General features: G+C 69.2%; 24 protein-coding genes. 19 read left to right on the forward strand and 5 right to left on the reverse strand.

The genetic code is table 11. From position 1 onward, the window contains the following. Nucleotides 1-95 precede the first annotated feature (95 nt). The 9 genes from hpt (at nt 96) to KB201_RS17740 (ending at nt 8,552) form a co-directional block, all read left to right on the forward strand. Nucleotides 96-659 carry a hypoxanthine phosphoribosyltransferase gene (hpt, locus tag KB201_RS17700; RefSeq protein WP_068971960.1) on the forward strand — a complete coding sequence of 188 codons (564 nt, stop codon included), beginning with the start codon at nt 96-98 and terminating at the stop codon, nt 657-659. A gap of 171 nt (nt 660-830) precedes the next feature. Continuing rightward, the gene (gene ftsH / locus KB201_RS17705; RefSeq protein ID WP_211540010.1) at nt 831-3,218 is read left to right on the forward strand and encodes an ATP-dependent zinc metalloprotease FtsH; all 2,388 of its coding nucleotides are present in this window, start codon (nt 831-833) and stop codon (nt 3,216-3,218) included. A gap of 9 nt (nt 3,219-3,227) precedes the next feature. Then, nucleotides 3,228-3,839, forward strand: coding sequence for a GTP cyclohydrolase I FolE (gene folE, locus KB201_RS17710; protein WP_211540011.1), 612 nt, complete (start codon nt 3,228-3,230; stop codon nt 3,837-3,839). Between the two features lie 50 nt (nt 3,840-3,889). Beyond that, complete coding sequence (gene folP / locus KB201_RS17715; protein WP_058249969.1) at nt 3,890-4,744, forward strand: dihydropteroate synthase; 855 nt, start codon at nt 3,890-3,892, stop codon at nt 4,742-4,744. Beyond that, complete coding sequence (gene folB / locus KB201_RS17720) at nt 4,737-5,108, forward strand: dihydroneopterin aldolase (RefSeq protein ID WP_211540013.1); 372 nt, start codon at nt 4,737-4,739, stop codon at nt 5,106-5,108. The genes folP and folB overlap by 8 nt, the downstream gene beginning before the upstream one ends. Beyond that, nucleotides 5,105-5,623 carry a 2-amino-4-hydroxy-6-hydroxymethyldihydropteridine diphosphokinase gene (folK, locus tag KB201_RS17725; protein ID WP_211540015.1) on the forward strand — a complete coding sequence of 173 codons (519 nt, stop codon included), beginning with the start codon at nt 5,105-5,107 and terminating at the stop codon, nt 5,621-5,623. Before folB ends, folK begins: the two co-directional genes overlap by 4 nt. Then, entirely contained in the window at nt 5,620-6,135 is a 516-nt protein-coding gene (locus KB201_RS17730; protein ID WP_058249894.1) for a DUF3180 domain-containing protein, read from the forward strand. The genes folK and KB201_RS17730 overlap by 4 nt, the downstream gene beginning before the upstream one ends. A gap of 115 nt (nt 6,136-6,250) precedes the next feature. Beyond that, nucleotides 6,251-7,606 (forward strand): DUF6779 domain-containing protein, encoded by a 1,356-nt coding sequence (locus KB201_RS17735; protein WP_058249895.1) that lies wholly within the window; start codon nt 6,251-6,253, stop codon nt 7,604-7,606. A 160-nt stretch (nt 7,607-7,766) separates the two neighbouring features. Next, nucleotides 7,767-8,552 carry a hypothetical protein gene (locus tag KB201_RS17740; protein WP_058249896.1) on the forward strand — a complete coding sequence of 262 codons (786 nt, stop codon included), beginning with the start codon at nt 7,767-7,769 and terminating at the stop codon, nt 8,550-8,552. Between the two features lie 26 nt (nt 8,553-8,578). On the opposite strand, the gene KB201_RS17745 is transcribed toward KB201_RS17740, so the two are convergent. Beyond that, entirely contained in the window at nt 8,579-9,991 is a 1,413-nt protein-coding gene (locus tag KB201_RS17745; protein WP_058249897.1) for a serine/threonine-protein kinase, read from the reverse strand. 312 nt (nt 9,992-10,303) lie between these two features. Between KB201_RS17745 and KB201_RS17750 the strand changes: the two genes are divergently transcribed. Genes KB201_RS17750 through KB201_RS17765 form a run of 4 tightly spaced genes read left to right on the forward strand, consistent with a single transcriptional unit; the run spans nt 10,304 to nt 13,570 of the window. Next, entirely contained in the window at nt 10,304-11,338 is a 1,035-nt protein-coding gene (locus KB201_RS17750) for a Rossmann-like and DUF2520 domain-containing protein (RefSeq protein WP_058249898.1), read from the forward strand. A gap of 20 nt (nt 11,339-11,358) precedes the next feature. Beyond that, entirely contained in the window at nt 11,359-12,306 is a 948-nt protein-coding gene (panC, locus tag KB201_RS17755; RefSeq protein ID WP_058249899.1) for a pantoate--beta-alanine ligase, read from the forward strand. Nucleotides 12,307-12,308: 2 nt separating this feature from the next. Next, entirely contained in the window at nt 12,309-12,749 is a 441-nt protein-coding gene (gene panD, locus KB201_RS17760; protein WP_065629606.1) for an aspartate 1-decarboxylase, read from the forward strand. A 17-nt stretch (nt 12,750-12,766) separates the two neighbouring features. Next, the gene (locus KB201_RS17765; RefSeq protein WP_058249901.1) at nt 12,767-13,570 is read left to right on the forward strand and encodes a type III pantothenate kinase; all 804 of its coding nucleotides are present in this window, start codon (nt 12,767-12,769) and stop codon (nt 13,568-13,570) included. Nucleotides 13,571-13,771: 201 nt separating this feature from the next. Here the strand turns inward: KB201_RS17765 and KB201_RS17770 are convergent, their stop codons facing one another. Further along, the gene (locus KB201_RS17770; RefSeq protein ID WP_211540017.1) at nt 13,772-14,359 is read right to left on the reverse strand and encodes a TetR/AcrR family transcriptional regulator; all 588 of its coding nucleotides are present in this window, start codon (nt 14,357-14,359) and stop codon (nt 13,772-13,774) included. Nucleotides 14,360-14,419: 60 nt separating this feature from the next. Between KB201_RS17770 and KB201_RS17775 the strand changes: the two genes are divergently transcribed. Beyond that, nucleotides 14,420-15,385, forward strand: coding sequence for an alpha/beta hydrolase (locus KB201_RS17775; RefSeq protein WP_078112639.1), 966 nt, complete (start codon nt 14,420-14,422; stop codon nt 15,383-15,385). 10 nt (nt 15,386-15,395) lie between these two features. Here KB201_RS17775 and KB201_RS17780 read toward each other — a convergent pair whose 3' ends face one another. Next, complete coding sequence (locus tag KB201_RS17780) at nt 15,396-15,899, reverse strand: TetR/AcrR family transcriptional regulator (RefSeq protein WP_307848083.1); 504 nt, start codon at nt 15,897-15,899, stop codon at nt 15,396-15,398. A 48-nt stretch (nt 15,900-15,947) separates the two neighbouring features. Between KB201_RS17780 and KB201_RS17785 the strand changes: the two genes are divergently transcribed. From KB201_RS17785 to lysS, 3 genes are all read left to right on the forward strand, one after another. Beyond that, on the forward strand, nt 15,948-17,090 hold the full coding sequence (locus tag KB201_RS17785) for an FAD-dependent oxidoreductase (protein WP_211540048.1): 1,143 nt from the start codon (nt 15,948-15,950) through the stop codon (nt 17,088-17,090). 172 nt (nt 17,091-17,262) lie between these two features. Next, complete coding sequence (locus KB201_RS17790; protein WP_249145953.1) at nt 17,263-17,763, forward strand: rhodanese-like domain-containing protein; 501 nt, start codon at nt 17,263-17,265, stop codon at nt 17,761-17,763. A gap of 59 nt (nt 17,764-17,822) precedes the next feature. Continuing rightward, a complete protein-coding gene (gene lysS / locus KB201_RS17795) occupies nt 17,823-19,391 on the forward strand; it encodes a lysine--tRNA ligase (RefSeq protein ID WP_211540021.1) in 1,569 nt (522 codons plus the stop codon). Nucleotides 19,392-19,434: 43 nt separating this feature from the next. Here the strand turns inward: lysS and KB201_RS17800 are convergent, their stop codons facing one another. Then, nucleotides 19,435-20,130, reverse strand: a complete 696-nt coding sequence (locus KB201_RS17800; protein ID WP_249145956.1) for an endonuclease domain-containing protein — start codon at nt 20,128-20,130, stop codon at nt 19,435-19,437. A gap of 21 nt (nt 20,131-20,151) precedes the next feature. Further along, nucleotides 20,152-21,738 (reverse strand): FadD3 family acyl-CoA ligase, encoded by a 1,587-nt coding sequence (locus KB201_RS17805; RefSeq protein ID WP_159371418.1) that lies wholly within the window; start codon nt 21,736-21,738, stop codon nt 20,152-20,154. A gap of 42 nt (nt 21,739-21,780) precedes the next feature. Between KB201_RS17805 and KB201_RS17810 the strand changes: the two genes are divergently transcribed. Both KB201_RS17810 and KB201_RS17815 read left to right on the forward strand, forming a co-directional pair. Next, entirely contained in the window at nt 21,781-23,040 is a 1,260-nt protein-coding gene (locus KB201_RS17810; protein ID WP_078112635.1) for an acyl-CoA dehydrogenase family protein, read from the forward strand. Between the two features lies 1 nt (nt 23,041). Beyond that, nucleotides 23,042-23,881 carry an SDR family oxidoreductase gene (locus KB201_RS17815; RefSeq protein ID WP_058249907.1) on the forward strand — a complete coding sequence of 280 codons (840 nt, stop codon included), beginning with the start codon at nt 23,042-23,044 and terminating at the stop codon, nt 23,879-23,881. Nucleotides 23,882-23,902: the final 21 nt, after the last annotated feature.

The raw sequence follows: 23,902 nt of genomic DNA on the forward strand, positions 1-23,902 counted from the left end.
CAGGTGGACGGTCGGTCATTTCTTCGGCCTATGGCGACGACCCCGGTGCGGCCCCCGTTCATCGCGGTGCGGCCGAAACATGCGAAGCTGGGACCGTGCAGTTTGCCGATCCGTATGCCGCCGACATCGACGCTGTCCTGATCACCGAGGACGAGATCAAACAGCGCACCGCCGAACTCGCCCAGTCCGTGGCGTCGCGCTACGCCGACATCGAAGAGGATCTGGTTCTCATCGGTGTCCTCAAGGGCGCGATCATGTTCATGACCGACTTCGCCCGGTCGCTTCCGATCCCGTCGCAGATGGAGTTCATGGCGGTCTCCAGTTACGGGTCGTCGACCTCGTCCTCGGGTGTGGTCCGCATCCTCAAGGACCTCGACCGCGACATCGAGGGACGCGACGTCCTGATCGTCGAGGACATCATCGACTCCGGTCTGACGCTGTCCTGGCTCATGAAGAATCTCGCCACACGGTCGCCACGCAGCCTGGAGGTGTGCGCTCTGTTGCGCAAGCCGGACGCCGTGCGTTCCACCATCCGGGTCGCCGACGTCGGGTTCGACATCCCCAACGAGTTCGTCGTCGGATACGGCCTCGACTACGCGGAGCGATACCGCGACCTTCCCTACATCGGACGACTGAAGCCGTCGGTGTACACGCACTGATCCATCGCCGGCGCATGACGCGGCGCCCGCGTGTCCGACCTGCGAGGGAACGGTTTCACCAGCGCGATCGTTGACCGGTAGCCTCAATGTGTACGTCGACGGGAAGGACATGGGAACGGCGTCGGCACCGGGACTCGATCCCGTGAGCCCGCACGACCCCCACCAACTGGCATGAACCGTAAGACAGTCTTCCGCAACCTCGCCATCCTGGCGCTCATCCTGCTCGCCCTGTGGGGCTGGAGCGTGATGAGCGACTCCGGTCGGGAGTACCGCGGCGTCGACACCTCTGTCGCACTGCAGCAACTCAACGACAAGAACACCAAGTTCATCAGCATCGACGACCGCGAGCAGCAGCTGCGCATCGAGCTGAACACCCCGATCAAGGTCAACGACGCCGACGCCGACAAGATCAGCGCCAAGTACCCGGCGCAGGCGGGGGACCAGGTCTTCGAGGCCGTCCAGGGCACCGGCGCCCCGTACACGACCAACGTCAACGAGCAGTCCGTCCTGTGGCAGATCCTCATCTTCGTGCTGCCGATGATCCTGCTGTTCGGTCTGTTCTTCTTCGTGATGAGCCGTATGCAGGGCGGTGGCCGCGGCGGCGTGATGGGCTTCGGCAAGTCGAAGGCCAAGCAGCTCACCAAGGACATGCCGAAGACGACCTTCGCCGACGTCGCGGGCGCCGACGAAGCCGTCGAAGAGCTCTACGAGATCAAGGACTTCCTACAGAACCCGACGCGGTACCAGGCGCTGGGCGCCAAGATCCCGCGCGGTGTGCTGCTCTTCGGCCCTCCCGGAACCGGCAAGACGCTGCTGGCCCGCGCGGTGGCCGGCGAGGCGGGCGTCCCGTTCTTCACGATCTCCGGTTCGGACTTCGTCGAGATGTTCGTCGGCGTCGGCGCGTCGCGCGTGCGTGACCTGTTCGAGCAGGCCAAGAACAACAGTCCGTGCATCATCTTCGTCGACGAGATCGACGCCGTCGGCCGGCAGCGCGGCGCGGGTCTCGGCGGTGGCCACGACGAGCGTGAGCAGACGCTCAACCAGCTCCTCGTCGAGATGGACGGTTTCGGCGACCGCTCGGGCATCATCCTGATCGCGGCCACCAACCGCCCCGACATCCTCGACCCGGCTCTGCTGCGCCCCGGCCGATTCGACCGGCAGATCCCGGTCGGCAACCCCGACATGGCCGGTCGCCGGGCCATCCTCAAGGTCCACGCCAAGGGCAAGCCGATCGACTCCGACGCCGATCTCGACGGTCTGGCCAAGCGCACGCCCGGCATGTCCGGAGCGGATCTGGCCAACGTCGTCAACGAGGCGGCGCTGCTCACCGCACGGGAGAACAAGCAGACGATCACCGCCGAGGCCCTCGAAGAGGCGGTCGACCGGGTCATCGGCGGTCCGCGCCGCAAGTCCCGGATCATCAGCGAACACGAGCGCAAGGTCGTCGCCTATCACGAGGGCGGCCATACTCTTGCTGCCTGGGCGATGCCCGATCTCGACCCGATCTACAAGGTCACGATCCTGGCGCGCGGGCGCACCGGCGGCCACGCGCTCGCCGTCCCCGAGCAGGACAAGGACCTGATGACCCGCTCGGAGATGATCGCGCGGCTGGTGATGGCGATGGGCGGCCGTGCCGCCGAGGAACTGGTCTTCCACGAGCCGACGACCGGCGCGTCGTCGGACATCGACCAGGCGACGAAGATCGCGCGTGCGATGGTCACCGAGTACGGCATGAGTTCGAAGTTGGGTGCAGTGCGCTACGGCCAGGACCAGGGCGATCCGTTCCTCGGCCGGTCCATGGGCTCGCACACCGACTACTCCGCGGAAATCGCGAGCGAGATCGACGACGAGGTGCGCCGGCTCATCGAGGCCGCGCACACCGAGGCGTGGGCCATCCTGACCGAGTACCGGGACACCCTGGACGTGCTCGCGACGCAGCTCCTCGAGAAGGAGACGCTGACCCGCAAGGACCTCGAGAAGATCTTCGCCGACGTCGACAAGCGTCCGCGGATCACCGCGTTCAACGACTTCGGCGAACGCACTCCGAGTGACAAACCGCCGGTGAAGACGCCGGGAGAGCTGGCGATCGAACGCGGTGAGCCGTGGCCGCCGCCGGAGCAGGCCAAGATCCCCGAGCCGGTGGGTGCCGGTTACCCCGGTGGGCCGCAGGTCCCCGGCCAGGTGCCGAACTACCCGCCGATGTATCCCGAGCCGGGTGGTCCGACACCCCCGACGCAGGGCAATCCGGAACCGCGGTACCCCGACCACGGATATCCGCCGGCCGATCCCGGCCCCCACTATCCGAATCCCCGGTATCCGAACCCCCAGTATCCGAACCCGAACTACCCCAACCCGCAGTATCCGGACCCGGGCAACGGCCGGACGGCACCCGGGTCGGGTGGGCCGTACGGGGGCGGCACGCGTCCGGATTACGGCGCGCCGCGCGATTGGTCCGCACCCGGTTGGCCACCCGAGCCCGACCCGCGGTCGGGTCGCAACGGCGACACGAACGGCTGGGGTCATCGCGCCGGTGACGACGACTCGCGTCCGAGTTCGTAAAGTGGCCGGATGAGTATCAGCGAGCGGCGGGACGCCGTACTCGAGGGACCCCGGTCCGACTTCGACCAGGCACGCGCCGAAGCCGCGGTCCGCGAGTTGCTGCTCGCCGTCGGCGAGGACCCGGATCGGGAAGGTCTGATCCGGACGCCCGCGCGGGTGGCGAACGCCTACCGGGAGATGTTCGCCGGCTTGTACACCGAGCCCGATGAGGTCCTCGCCACGACGTTCGACGAGGACCACGACGAGCTGGTGCTGGTGAAGGACATCCCGATGTACTCCACCTGCGAGCATCACCTGGTGTCGTTCCACGGTGTCGCCCACGTCGGCTACATCCCCGGCACCTCGGGCCGGGTGACCGGGCTGTCCAAGTTGGCGCGCCTGGTCGACCTGTACGCGAAGCGTCCGCAGGTCCAGGAGCGGCTCACCAGCCAGATCGCCGACGCGATGATGCGCAGACTCGAGCCCCGCGGGGTGATCGTGGTGATCGAGGCCGAGCACCTGTGCATGGCCATGCGCGGTATCCGCAAACCCGGCGCGACGACCACCACGTCGGCGGTGCGCGGCATCTTCAAGACCAGTGCGGTGTCCCGCGGCGAAGCCCTCGACCTGATCACCCGGTGACGCAGGCGCACGCGGTCCCCGCCGGCGGCGGTGTGCACCGGACTCTCGTGATGGGCGTCCTCAACGTCACCGCCGACTCCTTCTCCGACGGCGGCCGCTACCTCGACGCCGATGCGGCCATCGCGCATGGGCTCGAACTCATCGAGCAGGGTGCCGACCTCATCGACGTGGGTGGCGAATCGACCCGGCCCGGCGCGGTCCGGGTCGACCCCGGTCTCGAGGCGGAGCGCGTGGTCCCGGTGATCGGCGAACTCGCCGCGCGCGGGGTGACCGTGTCGGTCGACACGATGCGCGCCCCGGTCGCGGCCGCCGCGATCCGGGCCGGCGCCGCGATCGTCAATGACGTGTCCGGCGGGCGTGCCGACGCCGACATGGCGCGGGTCGTCGCGGACGCGGGATTGCCGTGGATCCTGATGCACTGGCGCCCGGCCGGGGACAGCACGGACCGGCGGTTCACGCACCGCAGTGGAGACGTCGACGGGTACCGGGACGTGGTCGCCGAGGTGAGTGGGGAACTGCTGGCCCAGGTCGACGCGGCGGTGTCGGCCGGCGTCGACGCCGACCGCCTCATCCTGGATCCGGGGCTGGGCTTCGCCAAGACCGCCGAGCACAACTGGGCCCTGCTCAACGCATTGCCCACCATCACCGGGCTCGGCTTCCCGGTGCTGGTCGGAGCCTCCCGCAAACGCTTCCTCGGGTCGCTGCTGCGTCGCGACGGTGCGGATCGGCCGCCCGCCGGACGTGATGTCGCCACCGCGTCGGTCTCGGCGCTGTCCGCCGCCGCGGGCGCGTGGGGGGTGCGCGTCCACGACGTCGCGAGCAGTCGCGACGCGGTCGCGGTCGCGGCGGCCTGGCGCACCGGCGGTTCCCGAACCTCGTCCTCGGTAGGAGACTCGAATGGCTGACCGGATCGAACTGCGCGGCCTCAAGGTGCGCGGCAATCACGGTGTGTTCGACCATGAACGGGCCAACGGCCAGGACTTCTACATCGACGTCGTTCTCTGGCTGGACCTACGGGCCGCCGGCGAGTCCGACGACCTCGCCGACACCGTCGACTACGGCACGCTCGCGCAGCAGGTCGCCGGCATCGTCGGGGGCGAACCGCGCAACCTCATCGAGAAGGTGGGGGCCGAGGTCGCGGAGTCGATCATGACCGACGAGCGCATCGATGCCTGCGAGGTGACCGTGCACAAGCCGTCGGCGCCGATCCCACTGACCTTCGACGACGTCGCGGTGGTGACCAGACGTTCCCGCAAGGGGACGCGATGAGCCGCGCGGTGCTCTCGGCCGGTTCCAACATCGGTGACCCGACCGCGCACCTGCGTTCGGTCGTCGAGGCTTTCGCCGACGACCTGGTCGCGGTGTCCGCGGTCTATTCGACGCCGCCGTGGGGCGGGGTCGAGCAGGAGGACTTCCGCAACATCACGCTCGTCGTCGACGGCCCGCATGATGCGCGCGGGTGGCTCGAGCGCGGATTCGAACTCGAGCGGGCCGCCGAACGGACGCGCGAGATCCGCTGGGGGCCGCGAACTCTCGACGTCGACGTCGTCACCGTGTCCGAGTCCGGCCAGGACGTCGTGTCCGGGGACCCGGACCTGACACTGCCCCATCCCCGTGCCGCGCAACGGGCTTTCGTCCTCGTCCCGTGGCTCGAGATCGAACCCGATGCCATCCTCTGGACCCCGGACGGTACGCGCGCGGTGTCCGATCTCGTGGCCGGGCTCGACGACGCAGAGCGGGACGCGGTGCTTCCGGTCGGCCGCCTGACCGGGGTCGAGTCGTGACCGCGCCGGATCCGCGCCGGCCGGATCAGGACGACGAGGAGACCGGTCTCGGTCCCACCCGGGTCCGCGATCTCGCCGTCATCGCGGCGGTCACGGCGATCGTCGCGTGGATCCTGGTGCGGTACAACTACTCCGATTTCCCGCCGCTGCCGTTGCTCGCCGGTGTGGTGCTGTATGTGCTTGCCGCACTCGAGATCGTCATCGCCTTCGTCGTCCGTTCCCGGGTCGATTCGCGGGATGTCGGTCGCGCGCGGGGGCAGCTCCATCCACTCACGGCCGCGCGGGTGCTGGCCCTGGCCAAGGCTTCTGCGATCCTCGGCGCGATCGCCTTCGGGGTGTGGCTGGGTCTGCTGGCCTTCCTGCTCGGCCAACACGATCTGGCCGCTGCCGACCACGACCGGCCAGGCGCGATCGTCGGACTGATCGGCGGGGTGGTCCTCGTCGGTGCCGCGCTGTGGCTCGAGTACTGCTGCCGAGCACCCGACGATCCGTCCGCCGTCGGCGGTCCGTGAGGGTCGGGGCAAGTCTCGGACGCCCCGCGCACTCGTCGCCTAACATGTCGACTATCGGAGAAACTCCGCACCCGCCTGCGGTCCGAATGCACTCACAGCGGGTAAATTCACGATCATGACGACCTCGAACGGCCGTGCCGCCGACTCGCGCCGCTCGAGTCGGTCGACGGCTCAGTGGTTGCTCGGCCTCTTGATCGTGCTCGCATTGATCGCCAGCATCCTGATGGTCTTCACCGACAGGCTGTCGATCACCGGCTCGCTGGCAGTCATCGCGGCGTTGTGGGCGGCCGTCATCGGCGCGATCCTGGTGACGAAGTTCCGTCGACAGGCCGAGAGCGCCGAGGCGAAGAGCCGTGACCTCCGGTTGGTCTACGAACTGCAGCTGGAACGCGAGATCGCCGCGCGTCGGCAGTACGAACTCGATGTCGAGACGACCATCCGCAAAGAGGTCACCGCCGAGTCGAACGAAGAACTCTCCGAGCTCAAGGCCCAGGTGCTGGCGTTGCGTTCCAGCCTGGAGATGCTCCTCGGTGAACCGCTGCCGGATCAGCGGGTCGCCCTGTCGAGTGAGAAGATGCGCGAACTGGCCTCGGGCCTGAACGACGAATCACGCGCGGGTCGTCGATCCGGTGCACCCTACGGCGGTGGCTTCTCCGGTGATCTCGGTGGCGTGTCGTCCTACGGCGCCACCTACGCCGACGACGGGGTGCTCGCCGCGCGCGACTTCGCGGCGACGGCTCCGACCGCGGACGACGGCAGGCATACGGGACCGGTCGATCCCAACGAGATGACCGAGGTGATCCCGGTCGTCACCGACGATCCGATCTCGGGCCGGATCGCCACCGAGGTATCGCCCGATGAGCCCGCGGCGACGAGCGCGCCGGCCGAACCCGCTGCCGCGACGGGGACGTCCGGGAGGACGTCCGACTCAGACGTCTCCGACGCCGAGATCGTCGACACCGATCACCCCGGCGGCACGGAAGCCACCGCCGGCGGCGAGACCTCGGGTGCGGACAGTGGTGCGTCAACCGGCGCCGGAGAGTCCGCGTCCGTGCCGTTCTCCGGGGGCTTCTACCTCGGAAGCGATGCCGACGCGTCGGATACCCGAGGCCCGGGATCGCAGTCGCCGGTCGCGGACGCGAATCAACCGCTCTACACCGACGACACCCCGACCGACGAATGGTCGACCCGGGCGGCGTCGGGCGAAGCACCCGAGAGCGATGAGACCCCGGGCGTCGCGGATGCTTCCGACGACGTGGAGCCCCCGCCCTTCCTCGGGTCCGCTGGACGACACGAGAATCAGCCGGGCGGTCGGCCCGCGGAGTCCTTCGGCGGTGGTCGTCGACGCCGTGCGGTCGCCGACGACGCGGAATCGGCACACTCGGCGGGGTTGCCCGTCTCCGAACTCCTGAGCCAGCTGCGGTCACAGACCGAGTCCACCGGCGGCGGACGGCGCCGACGGAACGGCTGATCCGCCCGGGCGGGCCCGGCCGCTTGCGACCCCGGGCGGGCCCGGCTGCTTGCGACACTGCCGGGTCGCGGTCCGATGCCCCTGTCATCCGTCCGGGTGCATCTGCGGCGTTGCCGCGGATTCGCCGATACGAGTTGGACGATCGCCCTAGTATTCCCGTATGAGCGAGACGCTCGCGGGTGGGGAGTTCGGTCTCGGGCCGGGGTCCGATCCGTCGATGGCCGCGATCCGCCACACCGAGCGCGGGAACGCGGTCAAGCAGTCGCTGGTGAGCACCGCGGTGTTCCTGCCGGTCATCGTGTGGTGGCCGACGGTGTTGTGGCTCTTCACCTTCGACCCGCTCGACGGCACCCCGTTCCCCGAGTACCACGCGAACCTCCAGGCCAACGGTCCCGAGGCGAGCCTGTTGCTCATCTGGTCGCTGACGGCTCTGATGCCGCTGTACATGGTTCTCGTGCTGGGGATCTGGGCTCGTAATCCGATGCGGTCGGGGATCGCGGTGGTGATCGGCGCGGTCGGGGCACTCGGATTCTGGGGTGGTCAGGTCCCGGTCCTGGTGCGATCGGGAGACTACCCCGTGCTCACGTTCTGTTCGGAGCACATGCCCGCCTTCGTCGTGATGCTGATCGTGGCGTGGTCGGTCGCGCGTCGACGTGGATTCTGGTGGGTGCTGGCGATTCCGGTGATCATGCTGCTGGCGATCAACGCCTATGAGGGCTGGGCGTCGAACCCGGTCGACGCGATCGTCGACGGCACCGGGAGACTCCTCGACGTCCCGGCCTCGCAGGTACTGGACCCGTTCTCGCCGAGATTCCGTTCGCCGTTCGACGACGTGGTCGACATCGTGGCGGGGATCCTGACCCTGTGGGTGGTCGACGCCGTGTTCGGCGCGTTGTCCAGGCAGGCGCGTGAGCCGCAGAAGTCCCGGCCGGGGAGCTGGCGCTGACGAAATCCGTTGCCACGACGTCGAAGTCAGAACTGCATCGCCACGGCGCGTCCGACGGTGAACGCGATGAACCCCAGGCTCAGCACGACGCCCAGGACGCACAGCACACGGGCGAACCGCCCGGCCGAACCCGGCTGACCACGGCCGGCGAGATACCAGCCGGCCACGCCTACCGGCAGGCCCAGTCCACCGACGACGCTCAACGGGATCGCCGCCACACCGCATGCGAGCGACGCGGTGGTCCGCCGGGTCGCACCCGGGCCGGGCCGAGGTGGGTCCAGCACCGGTAGATCGCGCGAGGCGCGGACCGTCGACGACCCGGGATCATGCTGGGGGACAGCGTGTCCGGGGAGTCCGGAGTACGCCGTCGCGCCCCGTGCGATGGTGGGCCGAGACTCGTCGTCCCCCGGCCGGGTGGCACCGGTGACCGGGATCGCAACAGTGGGTGCGAAGGCGGTCGGGGGCAGCGCCGGCGGTGCGGGTCGGGACATCGGTGGACCGGACATCGGTGCCGCCGCGGCGTGGCCGCGCACGGTGCGCTCCGGCCGCGGTGGCGCCGGGGCGAACACCGTCGAGTCGATCGCCGAACGGAGTTCGGCGGCAAAGGCCCCCGCCGACGACGGACGGTCCGTCCGGTTCTTTGCGAGACCGGAGCGCACCACGTCGGACACCGCCGGCGGCACGTCGGGCCGGAGGTCGGACAGCTCCGGGGGCGGGGTGCTGAGGTGGTGGTGGATCATCATGGCGGGCGTCCGTGCGGCGAACGGCACTGTGCCCGCGATCAATTCGAAGACGCTGCAGGCCAGTGAGTAGACGTCGCTGCGGGCATCGAGGGTCTCGGCCGAGAGCTGTTCGGGTGACGAATAGGGGAATGAGCCGATGACGAGATCCGTCGAGGTGAGCGAGGTGGCACCACCGTCGGTCGGACGCGCTATCCCGAAGTCCGCCAGCCGGATACGCCGGCGCGTGACGTGCTGGGGGAGTCGCGGATCGGACTCCTCGGGGCTGATCAGGATGTTCGCCGGTTTGACGTCGCGGTGGAGCAGTCCGGAGCGGTGCGCGTGATCGAGCGCCGCGCCGATCGCGTCGCCCACGGCCGCGACGTCGGCGAGCGGGAGCCCGCCGGGGCTGGTGGCGAGCAATGCCGCGGCGTCCGTGCCGGGCACGTACTGCATCGAGATCCAGAGTCGTCCGTCCACTTCGCCCCGGTCGTAGACACTGACGATGCACGGGTGGTCCAGCTGGGCGGCGAGGTCGGCCTCGCGGGTGAACCGGGCTCGGAAGATCGGATCGTTCGACACCTGCTCGGCGAGGACCTTGATCACGTCATGGCGCGGGAGCCGGGGATGGCGGACGAGGTACACCTCACCCATCCCGCCCGCACCGATCCTGCGCACGACCCGGTAACCGGCGAACTCTGTGCCCGGTTCCAAGCTCATGGGCGGGACCTTCGTGTGCGCGGGTGTGTCGATGTCGTCCGGGCCGGCAAACCTTGGCGGACTGCGGCTGTCTCAGACTACGCCGCGTCGGCGCAGGTCACCGGTGGTTCGGTGGATCGGTCGGCACGACCGGCGGATCGACCGGACAACCTCGAGGTGACACCTGTCACAGACGTTGGCACCGGCCGCGGTGTCGGACCTACTCTTGCTCTGCAACGTCTGGTACCCGTGCCGACGCCGCCGCGATGAGTCCGCTCATCCGACGGACGTCTCGGCAGATGCGGGACTGGAACGACACTCTGGAGGACAGCGGTGACCTCACCGAGCGGTGATGCCGGTATGCCATCGGCACGGCGAACCGGTGGCGATGACGCCTTCGTCGATGGCTCGCACCTCCGTTCCGGTCTCACCGACCAGTTTCCCGGCATGACGAATCTGCCGACGCCCGCTCGCCTCACCGTCGGCCTCGTGTCCGCCGGCCGCGTCGGGACCGCTCTGGGCGAGGCGCTCGAGAAGGCCGGGCATGTGGTCGGAGCCGTGGTGGCGCGGTCGCCCGAGTCCCGGGCCCGCGCGGTGAGTCGACTCCCCGATTCCGAGGTCCTCGACCTCGACGCGGTCGTCGCGCGATCCGAGTTGCTGCTGGTCAGCGTGCCCGACTCCGAGCTCGCCGCCGTGGTCGACGAGATCGCGGCGTCCGACTCGCTCCGTCCGGGGACGATCGTCGCGCACACCGCGGGCGCGCACGGGGTGGCCGTGCTGCAACCGCTGACCGACCGCGGTGCACTGGGGATCGCACTGCATCCGGCGATGACGTTCGTGGGTTCGGAGGACGACACCGCGCGCCTCACCAACGCCTGTTTCGCCATCACCGCCGCCGATGCGGTCGGCGAGGCCATCGCGTCGTCGCTGGTGCTGGAAATGGGCGGTGACCCGGTGCGGATCGCCGAAGCCGAGCGCACGCTCTACCACGCCGCACTGGCCCACGGCGCCAACCACCTGATCGCCTTGATCTCCGACGCGGTCCTCGCACTCAACGCCGCCATCGACCACTCCGGCCGTGACACCGCGACCGTCGACGGACACGGTAACCGCCTCGCCGAACGCATCCTCGGGCCGTTGGCCGCGGCGTCGCTGCGAAACGTGCTGGAACTCGGCCCATCGGCGCTGACCGGGCCCGTCGCCCGCGGTGACGCGCCCGCGGTCGCCCGACACCTGGCGGCGCTGCGCACCGTCCCCGCCGGCCCGGGACCGCACGGCATCGCCGAGGCATATCGCACACTCGCCCGGCGCGCCGCGGACCACAGCCACGCACCGCAGGCGTTGATCGACGCATTGGAGGACCGATGACATCAAGCGGAGGAGACGGCGTGAGCGGCCCGTCCGACGCACAGCCCACCTACTCGGCCGGCACGATGACCGTGCATCGAGAGCCGGCGTCCCTGAGCCGCGTCACCCGCGCGCTGCGGGCCGCGGGCAAACGTGTCGTGCTCGTCCCGACCATGGGTGCCCTGCACGCCGGCCATCTGCAGCTCGTCCGGGCCGCCAAGGCCAAGGGCAACACCGTGGTGGTGGTGTCCATCTTCGTCAACCCGTTGCAGTTCGGCGCCGGCGAGGACCTCGACGCCTACCCGCGCACCCTCGACGCCGACCTCGCGCTCCTCGAGCCGCTGGGCGTCGAGCTGGTGTTCGCGCCGTCCGCGTCGTCGATGTACCCGAACGGTCCGCAGACGACGGTGCACCCGGGCGAGGTGGGCCGAATCCTCGACGGGATCTCGCGGCCGACACACTTCGCCGGGATGCTGACGGTGGTCCTCAAGCTGCTCAACATCGTCGGACCCAATGCGGCGTTCTTCGGTGAGAAGGACTATCAGCAGCTGGTGCTCATCAAGCAGATGGTGACCGACCTGAACCTCGACGTCGACATCGTCGGCGTCCCGACCGTCCGCGAGTCCGACGGGCTGGCGATGTCGTCACGCAACCGCTACCTCACCCCGGAGCAGCGGGAGCTGGCGACGACGCTCTCGGCGTCGCTCGTCGCGGGGGCCCACGCGGCCGAAGGCGGACGCGAAGCCATCCTCGCCGCCGCACGGTCGGTGCTCGCCACGGTCCCGGAGATCGAGGTCGACTACCTGGACCTGCGCGGGCGTCAGCTCGAGGAACCACCGGAGAAGGGCGCGGGACGGCTGCTCGTCGCCGCCCGGCTCGGCGGCGCACGCCTGATCGACAACGTCGGCGTGACGGTCGGCGGGATCGCCGCGCTCGAAGAAGAAATCGCCTGGACCAATGCCACCACAACCACGACAGAGGGACGATGACCATGTTGCGCACCATGATGACCTCGAAGATCCACCGCGCCACCGTGACCCAGGCCGACCTGCACTACGTCGGCTCGGTGACCATCGACTCCGATCTGCTCGACGCCGCGGGCCTGCTCGAGGGTGAGCAGGTCACGATCGTCGACATCGACAACGGCGCCCGGCTGGTGACCTACGCGATCGCCGGCGAGCGCGGCAGTGGTGTCATCGGGATCAACGGTGCGGCTGCGCATCTCGTCCACCCGGGCGATCTCGTCATCATCATCGCCTACAGCATGCTCGATGCGGCCGAGCTGCGTGAGTACTCGCCGAACGTGGTGTTCGTCGACGCGCAGAACCGCATCGTGACCACGGGCGACGATCCGGCCGACGTACCCGCGGGGTCGGGCCTGCTCGACCCGCGTCACCTCGACGGTCCGATCTTCGCCGACGCCTCGCTCTGACGCGGCGACGACCTTCGATGCTGCTCACCGTCGACGTCGGCAACACCAACATCCATCTCGGCGTGTACGCCGGGGTCGGGGATCACGCGCGCCTGGTGCGTGATTGGCGAATCCACACCGACCCGCATTACACCGCCGACGAACTGGCGTGGGCGTTCCGCGGCATGCTCGGCGACGACATAGAGCAGGTGACCGGGGTGAGTGCGCTGTCGACGGTTCCGTCGCTCCTGCGCGAACTGCGCGTGATGGTGCCGCGCTACTTCGGCAACGGGCCACACGTGCTGCTCGAACCGGGTGTGCGGACCGGGGTTCCCCTCCTGGTCGACAACCCGAAAGAGGTCGGCACCGACCGGGTCGCCAATTGCCTTGCCGCGCACACGGAATTCGGCGGGCCCTGCATCGTGGTCGCGTTCGGTACCGCAACGGTCGTCGACGCGGTCTCGGCGACGGGCGAGTTCCTCGGCGGGGCCATCGCACCGGGCGTCAACCTCGCGGTCGAGGCGCTGTCGGAGCACACCGTGACCATGCGCAAGGTCGAGTTGATGCCGCCCCGCAGCGTGCTCGGCAAGAACACCGTCGAAGCGTTGCAGTCCGGCATCCTGTACGGCTTCGCCGGCCAGGTGGACGGGTTGGTCGACCGCGTCTGCGACACCGTCCCGGGATTCGACGGCGACGACGTGACAGTGGTCGCCACCGGATTTCTCGCCCCGCTGATGTTCGACGAATGTCGTTCCCTCACCGATCATCACCCGCACCTGACCCTGGATGGTCTACGTCTGGTCCACGAACGGGCCAAGGCGAATCCGCGTCGCGGGAAGTAGATCTAGTGTCCCGGGTCGGAAATTCGTTGATGATTGCGACGCCCAGGCGGCGCCTCGCTTCGTTGGCGTCGTCGCAGGTACATCCAGTAGCTGCGTCCTCCGCCGCCTCGCGATGCGTCCACCTGGACCGCCGAACTCATGAAACGAATTTCCGACCCGGGACACTAGGCGAACCGAACAGCGGCACGGGGATTCGTCGTGTCAACGGTGCGCGCGGAGTGCTGCCTCGGTGTAGGCCGTGATGCGGTCGGTCAGTTCGCCGGCGGTCAGGTCGGTGCCGGCCAGCTGGTGGATCTGTGCGTCGACCGCGGCGAAGGCGAGCCGGAGGTCAGCTGCCGCGGACTGCGCCGTCCAGCCGTCGGCGACGAGATGAGCGCTCAACCGGTCGATCAGCGAATCGATCAGGGTGGTGTACTCCGTGGCCAGGCGTGTCGGGTCGGCCAGTTCGCGCAGCCGCCCATGGGCGCGGCCGTGCGTCGAGTTCTCGCGGACCGCGACCGCGATCACCGCATGCAGCACCTCCGGCCACGGGCACGAACCGGGCGGGTGGTCGTCGAGGACGGCCGTCATCGCCCCCGCGGCGGCGTCGAGATGGCGGAGCGCCAGTTCGTCGAAGATCGCCTGCTTGTCGCCGAAGTACTGATAGATCGAGCCCACCGACACCCCGGCCTTCTCGGCGATGCGGTTGGTCGTCATCTCCGCGCCCTCGGTGTCGAGAAGCTGAGTGGCCGCCTCGAGAATCGTGTCGACGGTGAACGAAGAGCGTTGCTGCCGTGGCCTTTTGCGCACCTGATTGATCCTCGGGAAATGCGAGTTGTGGAGTCCCGCCGCCGGTTCGACGATGGATACATGATCCGCCGATCCGGAACCCCCGAATCCTACCTTCGGTTCCTGCCCGAGCCGTGGCGGTCCGTCGCCGCCGGGGTCGCGGCCGAATCCACCTGGTGGACCTGGCCGTCGAGCTCCGGCCGGGCGTGCGGGGAGGTCGACGTCCACATCCTGCGGGCGCGCCGGAGCGCGGCACCGCTGCGCGTGTTGCTGCTGCACGGCGGTGGCGGACACAGTGCCCTGGTCTGGCCGCTGGGCGCGATCCTCGCGAACGAGGGGTTCGAGGTCCTCGCCCCCGATCTGCCGCAGTACGGACGCACGCGGGTGGCCGATCCGGGGAGGGTCCGCTACCAGGACTGGGTCGATCTGATCTGCGATCTCGTGACGACCGAGACCGAGGACGATCCGCGTCCGCTCATCGTGCTGGGGGCGAGTCTCGGCGGGATGCTCGCCTACGACGTCGCGAGCCGGACCGGACGGGTGGCCGCGGTCGTCGCGACCTGCCTGCTCGATCTGGCCGGGGATCCCGATGCGCGTCGAGCGGTCGCGCGCACGCCGGCGCTCGGTCGCCTCACCCCGCTGATGCCGGTGCTCGCCCGCGTCGGGGTGCTCGCCCGGATGCGGTTCCCGATCCGCTGGGTGGCGCCGATGTCGGCGATGAGTCTCGACCCGGACCTGTCCCGGGCCTGTGTCGGCGACCGTCTCGGGGCCGGGTCGTCGGTATCGCTGGGATTCCTGGCGGACCTGATGACGCACGAGGTGCCGCCCCCTGAGGAGTACCGGGGTCCACGGGTGCTGCTGGTCCATCCGGCGGCCGACTCCTGGACGCCGCCGGAGGTCAGCGTGCGCTTCGCGGGACGGATCGCGGCGCGCGCCGACATCCATCTGCTGACCGGCTGCGGGCACTTCCCGGTCGAACAGCCCGGTGTCGACGAGCTCGCGGCACACCTCCGTGCGCTGGCCGCCGATCTCATCGGGACGACGTGACCCCGGATCGTCAGCGGAACGCGCGCAGCAGGGGAGTGGGATCGTGGTCGGCATCGGTGCCGTCGGAGTTCCGCAGGAGCGCGTCGAGGACGAGGCCGTCGAGCGCGGCGACCAGTTGCCGGGCCTCGGTGCGGGGCAGCCCGGCGTCGACGAGTCCGTCGACGTAGCGCTCCCGATGCCCGACCATCGCCCGTCGCAGGTCCTCGTCGCGTGTCGCCAGGAGCATGAGCTCATACCGCGCCCTGGTACGGACGCGGTCACTGCCCAGCCAGCGGGCGATCACCTCCTGGGTCGACTCGCCCTCGGCGGCCCGATCCCCGGTGAACACATGCTCGACGAGAGCCGCGAGGAAACCGCTCTGACCGCCGAAATGATGCCGAACGCTCCCGTGGGGCATCCCGGACGCGTCTTCGACCGCACGTGCCGACGCCTGCCGGTTCCCGACGGTGCCGATGAGGCTGATGCCGGTGTCGAGTAGAAGGTCACGCGTCGACCCGTTGGCTGATTTCTCCACGCGGAGAAGTTTATCTGCTAGCGTCTTCTCCATGTGGAGAACAGTCTCATGAAGGTCGTCGTGGTGGGGGCCGGGATCGCCGGCCTGTGTACCGCGGTCGGACTGGCGTCGACGGGTGCCCGGGTGACGGTCGTCGAGCGCGCGCCCGAGGTACGCGGCGGGGGTGCTGGCCTGAGCATCTTCGGCAACGGGGTCCGCGCACTCGAGGCGCTGGGTATGCGGTCGGTCCTCGGCGGCGCCGCGGCGCCGACCCCGCCGACCAGCGGAACCCGGACACCGGGCGGGCGATGGCTCAGTCGGTTCGATCCGGCGTCGCTGACCGACATGCGCGTCGTGCGCCGCACCGATCTCCACGCGGCCCTCCTTGCCGCCGCGGCCGACGTCGTGGACATCAGGACGGGTTCCGGCGTCGATGACGCCGTGCCCGACCGCGGTCTCGTGCGACTGGCCGACGGCACCGAGATCGGTGACTGCGATCTGATCGTCGGTGCCGACGGTCTGCGCAGCCGGGTGCGTGCCGCGGTCGTCGAGGACCCGGGCGTCCGGCGATGTGGCTACTCCGCGTGGCGGGCCATCACGACGACCCCGGTGTCGGTCGACGCGGCCGGGGAGACGACCGGACGTGGGGCGCGTTTCGGGATCGCGCCCCTGCCCGACGGGCATGTCTACTGGTTCGCCTCGGTGTCGGACGACGGGGGCGACTCGGCGGGCGGGCTCGATGCAGTGCGGCAACGGTTTTCGGGGTGGCATCGACCGATCGGGGAGTTGCTCGACGCCACCGATCCGGCGACCGTCGGATACCTGCCGATCGAGGAGCTCGCCAAGCCGCTGCCCACGTTCGTCAGAGCGGGCCGGGGGTGCGCGAGTGTTCTCATCGGCGACGCCGCGCACGCGATGACCCCGAACCTGGGTCAAGGTGCCAACCAGGCGATGGAGGACGCGGCCACCCTGACGGCGCTGGTACGCCGGCGCGGCCGCGGTGACCTCGACGAGGCGTTGCGCACCTACGACCGGCTCCGACGCCCGCGGACCCAGCGGATCGTGCGGCAGGCGTCGATGATCGGCAGGGTCGGGCAACTGCGTGCCGGCCCCGCGGTCTGGGCGCGCGACCTCGCACTGCGCATGACGCCCGACGCCGTCCTGAACGCGCAGATGCGACGCGTGCAGCGGTGGCAGCCGCCGGAAGTGTGACGTCGGTGTGACGACCTCGGTCGGGTCGGGGTCTGGCCGGTGCGGGTGTGCTGTGGCATACTCGTCGCCGTGATCACGAGCTGTCGGGAGTGTTGTCAGGGCTAGTACCGCGTCTGCGGCTGCCCTCCTTCGCGCTCCCCGCTCGATCTCGATCACCTGAGGACCCCCTCTCATGACCGCTTCGGTTGCTTCTTCCGTTCGTCCTTCTTCCACCGGTTCGGTGTTTGCCCCTGCGTCGGTGTTTGCCCCTGCTTCGGTGTTTGCCGCTGTACCGCCGACCGTCGCCCCGGCCCCGTCTGCGCCGCTGTCGTTGCGGGTCGAGGACTACGCGTTCGCCGTCGCCGCCGGTGCCACCCCCGTCGACGTCCGCTCCCACCGGCGCCGTCAGCTCGACGGCGCACTGTTCGGGGCCCTGGCCATCGACGCCGTCGAGGTTCTCGACCGGCTCACGCCGGACACCCCGGACTCACTGCGCGTCGCCCGGCCGGAATCACGATGGATCCTCGTCAGCGAGGACGGGCACGAGGCCGAATGGCTCGCCTGGCACCTGCAGGCGCGCGGGGTGCACGGCGCGGTGTTCGTCGTCGGCGGGCACCGTCGGATGCGGTCGGCAAGGGTCAACGGCCGGATTCGGCCCGACGACCTCGCCGTCATCTCCGCCCACGAGAGCTGAACCCGCCCAGCGCGACCCGGTTGTGTCCGCGGTCACCGCGAGGCGGTGAGTTGGAGTCGATGACCGGCCCCGATAGGGTGCGTGGGGTGAGTGACAGCCCGACCAGCACCGCCACCCCCGAAGCGACCGACGAGCAGACTCCTGAGCAGTTGCGCATCCGCCGCGAGAAGCGTGAGCGGATCCTGGCCGAGGGTCGTGAGGCCTACCCGGTCGCGATCCCGCGCACCCACAGCCTCGGTGAGATCCGCGCGGCCTACCCCGACCTCGAGGCCGGTACCGAGACCGGACAGCACGTCGGCGTGAGCGGACGCGTGATCTTCCTGCGCAACAAGGGCAAGCTCTGCTTCGCCACGCTGCAGGAGGGCGACGGCACGCAGCTGCAGGCGATGGTCAGCTTCAACGGCGTCGGCGAGGAAGCGCTGGCGCGGTGGAAGTCCGAGGTAGATCTCGGGGACATCGTGTTCATCTCGGGCGAGGTCATCAGCTCGCGCACCGGCGAACTCTCGGTGATGGCCGACGGCTGGCAGATGGCGTCGAAGTCGTTGCGGCCGTTGCCCGTCGCGCACAAGGACATGAACGAGGAGACTCGAGTCCGGCAGCGCTACGTCGACCTCATCATGCGCCCGGAGGCCCGCAGCATCGCCCGCACCCGGATCTCGGTGATCGCCGAACTCCGTGCGGCGCTGGGCCGTCGGGGTTTCCTCGAGGTCGAGACCCCGATGCTGCAGACCCTGCACGGTGGGGCGGCCGCGCGACCGTTCGTCACGCACTCCAATGCCTTCGACATCGATCTGTTCCTGCGCATCGCACCGGAGCTGTTCCTCAAGCGCTGTGTGGTCGGCGGCATCGAGCGCGTCTTCGAGATCAACCGCAACTTCCGCAACGAGGGTGCCGACTCCACGCACTCGCCGGAGTTCGCGATGCTCGAGACCTATCAGGCCTACGGCACCTACGACGACTCCGCTGTCATGATCCGCGAACTGGTGCAAGAGGTTTCGCAGGCGGCGCTCGGCACCCAGACCCCGACCATGCCGGACGGTTCCACCTACGACCTCTCGGGCGAGTGGACCGCACTCGAGATGTACCCGTCGCTGTCGGAGGCGCTGGGCGAGCAGATCGTCCCGGCCGGCGCCGACGGGGAGACCACCGTCGAGCAGCTGCTGGCCATCGCGGCGCGCGTCGGCCTCGAGATCCCGAAGGACAAGGGATACGGGCACGGCAAGCTCGTCGAGGAACTCTGGGAGCACATGGTCGGCGAGAAGCTGGACCGCCCGGTCTTCGTACGCGACTTCCCGGTCGAGACCTCGCCGCTCGTCCGCGCACATCGGTCGCGGATTGGCGTCGTGGAGAAGTGGGACCTCTACGTACGCGGCTTCGAGCTGGCGACCGGATACTCCGAACTCGTCGACCCCGTCATCCAGCGTGAGCGCTTCGCCGACCAGGCCCGCCTCGCCGCCGCCGGCGACGACGAGGCGATGGGCCTCGACGAGGAGTTCCTCGCCGCGATGGAGTACGGCATGCCCCCGACCACCGGCACCGGCATGGGCATCGACCGCCTGCTGATGGCCCTCACCGGCCTCGGCATCCGCGACACCATCCTGTTCCCGCTGGTGAAGCCCCGCTCCTGACCGGGATTTCGTAGCGCGGATACGCGCTAAATCCGCATCTACGCTACGGATTTCCGTCGTAGGGCTGTACGGATCTGACGAGGTCGTTCTGTCGGGTGCGGTCTCGCTGGAATGCGACGGCGTCACTATGGAAAGCCATCCCATCGATCTCGATGGCGATCTTCGACGCCTCGAACGCGAAGTCGAGGACGTAGCCACACGCCGGCGTGTTGGCCGACCACCCCGTGAACCCGCTGCCCTCGAGTAGCTTCGCGGTGATCCGCTCCGCCTCCGACCTCGCGCCCGACGACATCGCCTCCAGCATCGCCCGCGCGCGTGGCGAACCCCGACGACCCGCGTTGCGGCGCTGGACCGTGTCGAGGGCCGCGACGGTCACCTTCTTGTTCAGCAGCGCGGAGTCCATCACCTGCACCCCCAGCGCCACCGAGGCGTCGAGCACCGTCAACTCGAGGCCGGTCACCGTCAGCCCGTCGACCTCGGTCAGATCGCGAGGCGCGACGGTACGGTGCCACACGGTCACATCCTCGACGCGGGTCCCGTGCCGGCCGTGCGGTGCCACCACGACCGGGACATCCGGAACCCGGCTGACGAGGCCGTGCCACCACGCGGCTGCGGCGCCGGCCAGGGCTGCGCCCGGTCCGGTCTGGAGTACGGCGAGCCGCATCCGCATCCGATCGTCGACCGTCCGGTCGGTTCCCAGCCCCGAATTTCGTAGCGTCAGTAGGTGAATAGCGCGCATTGGCGCTACGAAATCCTGGGGTCAGGTGAGGTTGCGCTTGAGGATCTTGCCCGACGCGTTGCGGGGGAACTCGTCGACGAAGACCACCGACCGGGGGATCTTGAAGTTGGCGAGTTGCTCCTTGGCGAACGCGATGACCTGCGCCTCGTCGAGGTCGGCGTCCGCCCGGACCGTCAGGTAGGCGCGGCCGACCTCGCCGAGCCGGTCGTCGGGCACGCCGACGACCGCGGACTCGGTGACACCGTCGAGCCGCGCGAGGGTCTGCTCGATCTCCGCGGGGTAGACGTTGAACCCGCCGCAGATGTACATGTCTTTGAGCCGGTCGGTGATCTTGAGGTTGCCGCGCTCGTCGAGGGTCCCGATGTCGCCGGTGTGCAGCCACCCGTCGGCGTCGATCGTCGCGGCGGTGGCCTCCGGGTCGTCGAGGTAGCCGACCATCACCATGTCTCCGCGCGCCAGCACCTCACCGTCGTCGGAGAGCGTGATCTCCATACCCGGGAACGCACGTCCGCAGGTGTTGGCAACCGTCGCATCGTCGTCGTCGGGGGTGCACGTCGAGACGAAGCCGCTCGCCTCGGTCAGGCCGTAGGCGGTGATGACGGTGTCGACGCCCAGGTCGTGTTGCAGGCGTTCGACGAGGACGACGGGCACGATCGCGGCACCGGTGATGACGATCCGCAGGCTGGAGAGGTCGTGGTCGGCCCGCTTCGGGTCGTCGAGGATGGTCTGGAAGATGGTGGGCGCGCCCGGGAAGACCGTCGCGCGTTCGTCGGACACGAGTTTCATCGCCTGGTCCGGTGAATAGACGGCGAGCGGCAGCATGGTCACGCCGAACAGCACGCTCGGCAGGATGCCCGCCTTGTAGCCGAAGGTGTGGAAGTAGGGATTGACCATCAGGTAGCGGTCGTCCGGGCCCAGGCCGGCGTTCGCGCCCCAGCCGTACGAGCCGGTCAGGGTCTGCCGGTGGGTGGCCAGCACACCCTTCGACTTTCCGGTCGTGCCGGAGGTGAAGAGGATGTCGGAGAGATCGTCGGGTGAGACGGCATCGGCGCGTCGGTCGGCTTCGGCGAGTGCGTCGGGGGTTGCCGCCCGACTGAGGAACTCATCCCAGTCGACGGCACCGTCGAGCGGGGCGGCGTCGTCCGTGAGCGACACCCGGATCACGACGTCGGGCATCGTGGCGCGGTGATCGCGCAACAACTCGGCCGCATGATCGGCACCGAGGAACTCGCCGGACACGACGACGGCCCGGGCCCCGGACCGTTCGATGATCTCGATCGCCTCGCCCGCGGTGTAGCGCGTGTTCAAGGGGACGAGCGTCGCACCGGCGTAGTGGATCCCGAGCGCCGCAATCGGCCAGTGGAAGCTGTTCGGCGACCAGATGGCGACCCGGTCGCCGGCCTCGATACCCGAGGCCACCAACGCTGCCGCGAAATCCCGGACGGACTCGTGGAGACGGGTCCAGGTCGACTCGATCCGCGGATGCGTCGAAGACTGCCACTGACCGTCGACGAGAGCGATACGGTCGGGCCAGGTCTGCGCCGCCCGGCGCAGTGCGGCCGGGGTCGTGGGCGTGGGGAGGACCTCGTGCAGTGGGGTCTGCGCCATGCGCCCAACCTAGCACTTGCTTGGTGCGTTATGCTAGCGCCCATGACCACGACGAATCTCGCCGATCGTGCCGTCGACCTGGGTGAATGGGCGAAATCGACACCGAACGCCACCACCGAGTTCGCGGCCGCGGTGCGTGCGTGGCTCGACGAGAACCTCGCCGGCGACTTCGCCGATCTGAAGGGTCGTGGGGGGCCGGGCAGCGAACACGAGTTCTTCGCCGAGCGCCTCGAATGGGATCGTCACCTCGCGCGCGCCGGGTGGACCTGCATCGGCTGGCCGGTCGAGTACGGCGGTCGTGGTGCGACGCTCGAACAGCGCATCATCTTCCATCGCGAGTACGCACGTGCAAACGCACCTGCGCGCGTGAATCATCTGGGCGAGGAACTGTTGGGCCCCACGCTCATCGCCTACGGGACCGACGAGCAGAAGCGGCGTTTCCTGCCCGGCATCGTCGATGTCACCGAGTTGTGGTCGCAGGGTTATTCCGAGCCGGGCGCCGGATCGGACCTCGCGGGCGTGTCCACGTCGGCGCGGCTCGAAGACGGCAAGTGGATCATCAACGGCCAGAAGATCTGGACCTCGCTCGCCCACGTGGCGCAGTGGGTGTTCGTGATCGCGCGTACCGAGAAGGGATCGTCGCGCCATGCCGGACTGAGTTTCCTGCTGGTGCCGCTCGACCAACCGGGCGTCACCGTCCGCCCGATCCAACAGCTCACCGGCACTTCAGAATTCAACGAGGTGTTCTTCGACGACGCGGAAACCGATGCCGATCTCATCGTCGGTGACCCGGGCGACGGCTGGAAGGTGGCGATGGGGCTGCTGCAGTTCGAGCGCGGGGTGTCGACGCTGGGTCAGCAGGTCGGATTCGCGCGCGAGCTGGGCAATCTCACCGATCTCGCGCGAGCCAACGGGGCGCTGGACGACCCGGAGATCGCGTCGCGGCTGGCTCGGGCGGATATCGGGTTGATGGTCATGCGCGCCCACGCCCAGCGGACGCTGGACGGGGACGTGACCTCGCAAGCGGGTGCGGCCTCGGTCTCGAAGTTGTTGTGGGCCAACTGGCATCGCGACCTCGGTGAGCTCGCGATGGACGTCGTGGGCGCACCGTCGCTGATCGGGCCGGCCGCGACCGCCGAAGGCAAGGCCAACGACATCGCCGACCCGGAGAACGTCGAACTCGACGAATGGCAACGGCTCTACCTGTTCACCCGCGCCGACACCATCTACGGCGGCTCGAACGAGGTGCAGCGCAACATCATCGCCGAGCGCGTGCTCGGCCTACCCCGAGAGGCACGCTGAGATGACCGGAGTCGACGTCAACGGGGCCCGGGCGGCCGGCCGAGCGGTCTCGCCGCTGGCCACACCGCCTGCCGAGATCGCCGGGCACGGCCTGCTGCTGGGCAAGAAGGTCGTGGTGACCGCCGCCGCCGGAACGGGAATCGGCTTCGCGTCGGCCCGGCGTGCGTTGCTCGAAGGCGCGGATGTGCTCATCAGCGACTGGCATGAACGACGCCTCGGTGAGGCCGCCGAGAAGCTGTCGGCGGAATTCCCGGAGCGCACGGTCACCCAGCGCACCTGCAATGTGCAGGTCACCGCGGAGGTCGACGCGCTGATCGCCGATGCCGCAACCGAACTCGGACGTATCGACGTACTGGTCAACAATGCCGGGCTCGGCGGCGAGACCCCGGTCGCCGAGATGACCGACGAGGAATGGGATCGTGTCCTCGACATCACGCTCACCGGTACATTCCGCGCCACCCGCGCAGCCCTGCGGTATTTCGGCTCGGTCGAGCACAACGGCGTGATCGTCAACAACGCCTCTGTCCTCGGCTGGCGGGCCCAGCGCGGACAGGCGCACTACGCCGCGGCGAAGGCCGGGGTGATGGCCCTGACCCGCTGTTCGGCACTTGAAGCCGCCGACGTCGGGGTGCGCATCAACGCGATCGCACCGTCGATCGCGAAACACCCGTTCCTGGCCAAGGTCACGAGCGACGACCTCCTCGACGAACTCGCCTCCCGAGAGGCCTACGGGCGCGCGGCCGAGGTCTGGGAGGTCGCCGCGACCGTTGCGATGCTGGCCAGCGACTACACCACCTACCTCACCGGCGAGGTCGTCTCGATCTCCAGCCAGCGTGCTTGACCGCCAACGACTTCTACCGAT

Source organism: Gordonia sp. SCSIO 19800 (genome assembly GCF_018132775.1).
GTDB lineage: Bacteria > Actinomycetota > Actinomycetes > Mycobacteriales > Mycobacteriaceae > Gordonia > Gordonia hongkongensis.

Bases quoted from the DNA above. Each gene is read 5' to 3' on its own strand.
- folP (WP_058249969.1), top strand. From the start codon at position 3,890: ATGGGCGTCCTCAACGTCACCGCCGACTCCTTCTCCGACGGCGGCCGC.
- KB201_RS17765 (WP_058249901.1), top strand. From the start codon at position 12,767: ATGCTGCTCACCGTCGACGTCGGCAACACCAACATCCATCTCGGCGTG.
- KB201_RS17815 (WP_058249907.1), top strand. From the start codon at position 23,042: ATGACCGGAGTCGACGTCAACGGGGCCCGGGCGGCCGGCCGAGCGGTC.
- KB201_RS17800 (WP_249145956.1), bottom strand. From the start codon at position 20,130: ATGCGCGCTATTCACCTACTGACGCTACGAAATTCGGGGCTGGGAACC.
- KB201_RS17790 (WP_249145953.1), top strand. From the start codon at position 17,263: ATGACCGCTTCGGTTGCTTCTTCCGTTCGTCCTTCTTCCACCGGTTCG.
- panD (WP_065629606.1), top strand. From the start codon at position 12,309: ATGTTGCGCACCATGATGACCTCGAAGATCCACCGCGCCACCGTGACC.
- folE (WP_211540011.1), top strand. From the start codon at position 3,228: ATGAGTATCAGCGAGCGGCGGGACGCCGTACTCGAGGGACCCCGGTCC.
- KB201_RS17735 (WP_058249895.1), top strand. From the start codon at position 6,251: ATGACGACCTCGAACGGCCGTGCCGCCGACTCGCGCCGCTCGAGTCGG.
- folB (WP_211540013.1), top strand. From the start codon at position 4,737: ATGGCTGACCGGATCGAACTGCGCGGCCTCAAGGTGCGCGGCAATCAC.
- folK (WP_211540015.1), top strand. From the start codon at position 5,105: ATGAGCCGCGCGGTGCTCTCGGCCGGTTCCAACATCGGTGACCCGACC.
- KB201_RS17810 (WP_078112635.1), top strand. From the start codon at position 21,781: ATGACCACGACGAATCTCGCCGATCGTGCCGTCGACCTGGGTGAATGG.
- KB201_RS17775 (WP_078112639.1), top strand. From the start codon at position 14,420: ATGATCCGCCGATCCGGAACCCCCGAATCCTACCTTCGGTTCCTGCCC.
- KB201_RS17805 (WP_159371418.1), bottom strand. From the start codon at position 21,738: ATGGCGCAGACCCCACTGCACGAGGTCCTCCCCACGCCCACGACCCCG.
- KB201_RS17785 (WP_211540048.1), top strand. From the start codon at position 15,948: ATGAAGGTCGTCGTGGTGGGGGCCGGGATCGCCGGCCTGTGTACCGCG.
- lysS (WP_211540021.1), top strand. From the start codon at position 17,823: ATGACCGGCCCCGATAGGGTGCGTGGGGTGAGTGACAGCCCGACCAGC.
- KB201_RS17745 (WP_058249897.1), bottom strand. From the start codon at position 9,991: ATGAGCTTGGAACCGGGCACAGAGTTCGCCGGTTACCGGGTCGTGCGC.
- KB201_RS17740 (WP_058249896.1), top strand. From the start codon at position 7,767: ATGAGCGAGACGCTCGCGGGTGGGGAGTTCGGTCTCGGGCCGGGGTCC.
- ftsH (WP_211540010.1), top strand. From the start codon at position 831: ATGAACCGTAAGACAGTCTTCCGCAACCTCGCCATCCTGGCGCTCATC.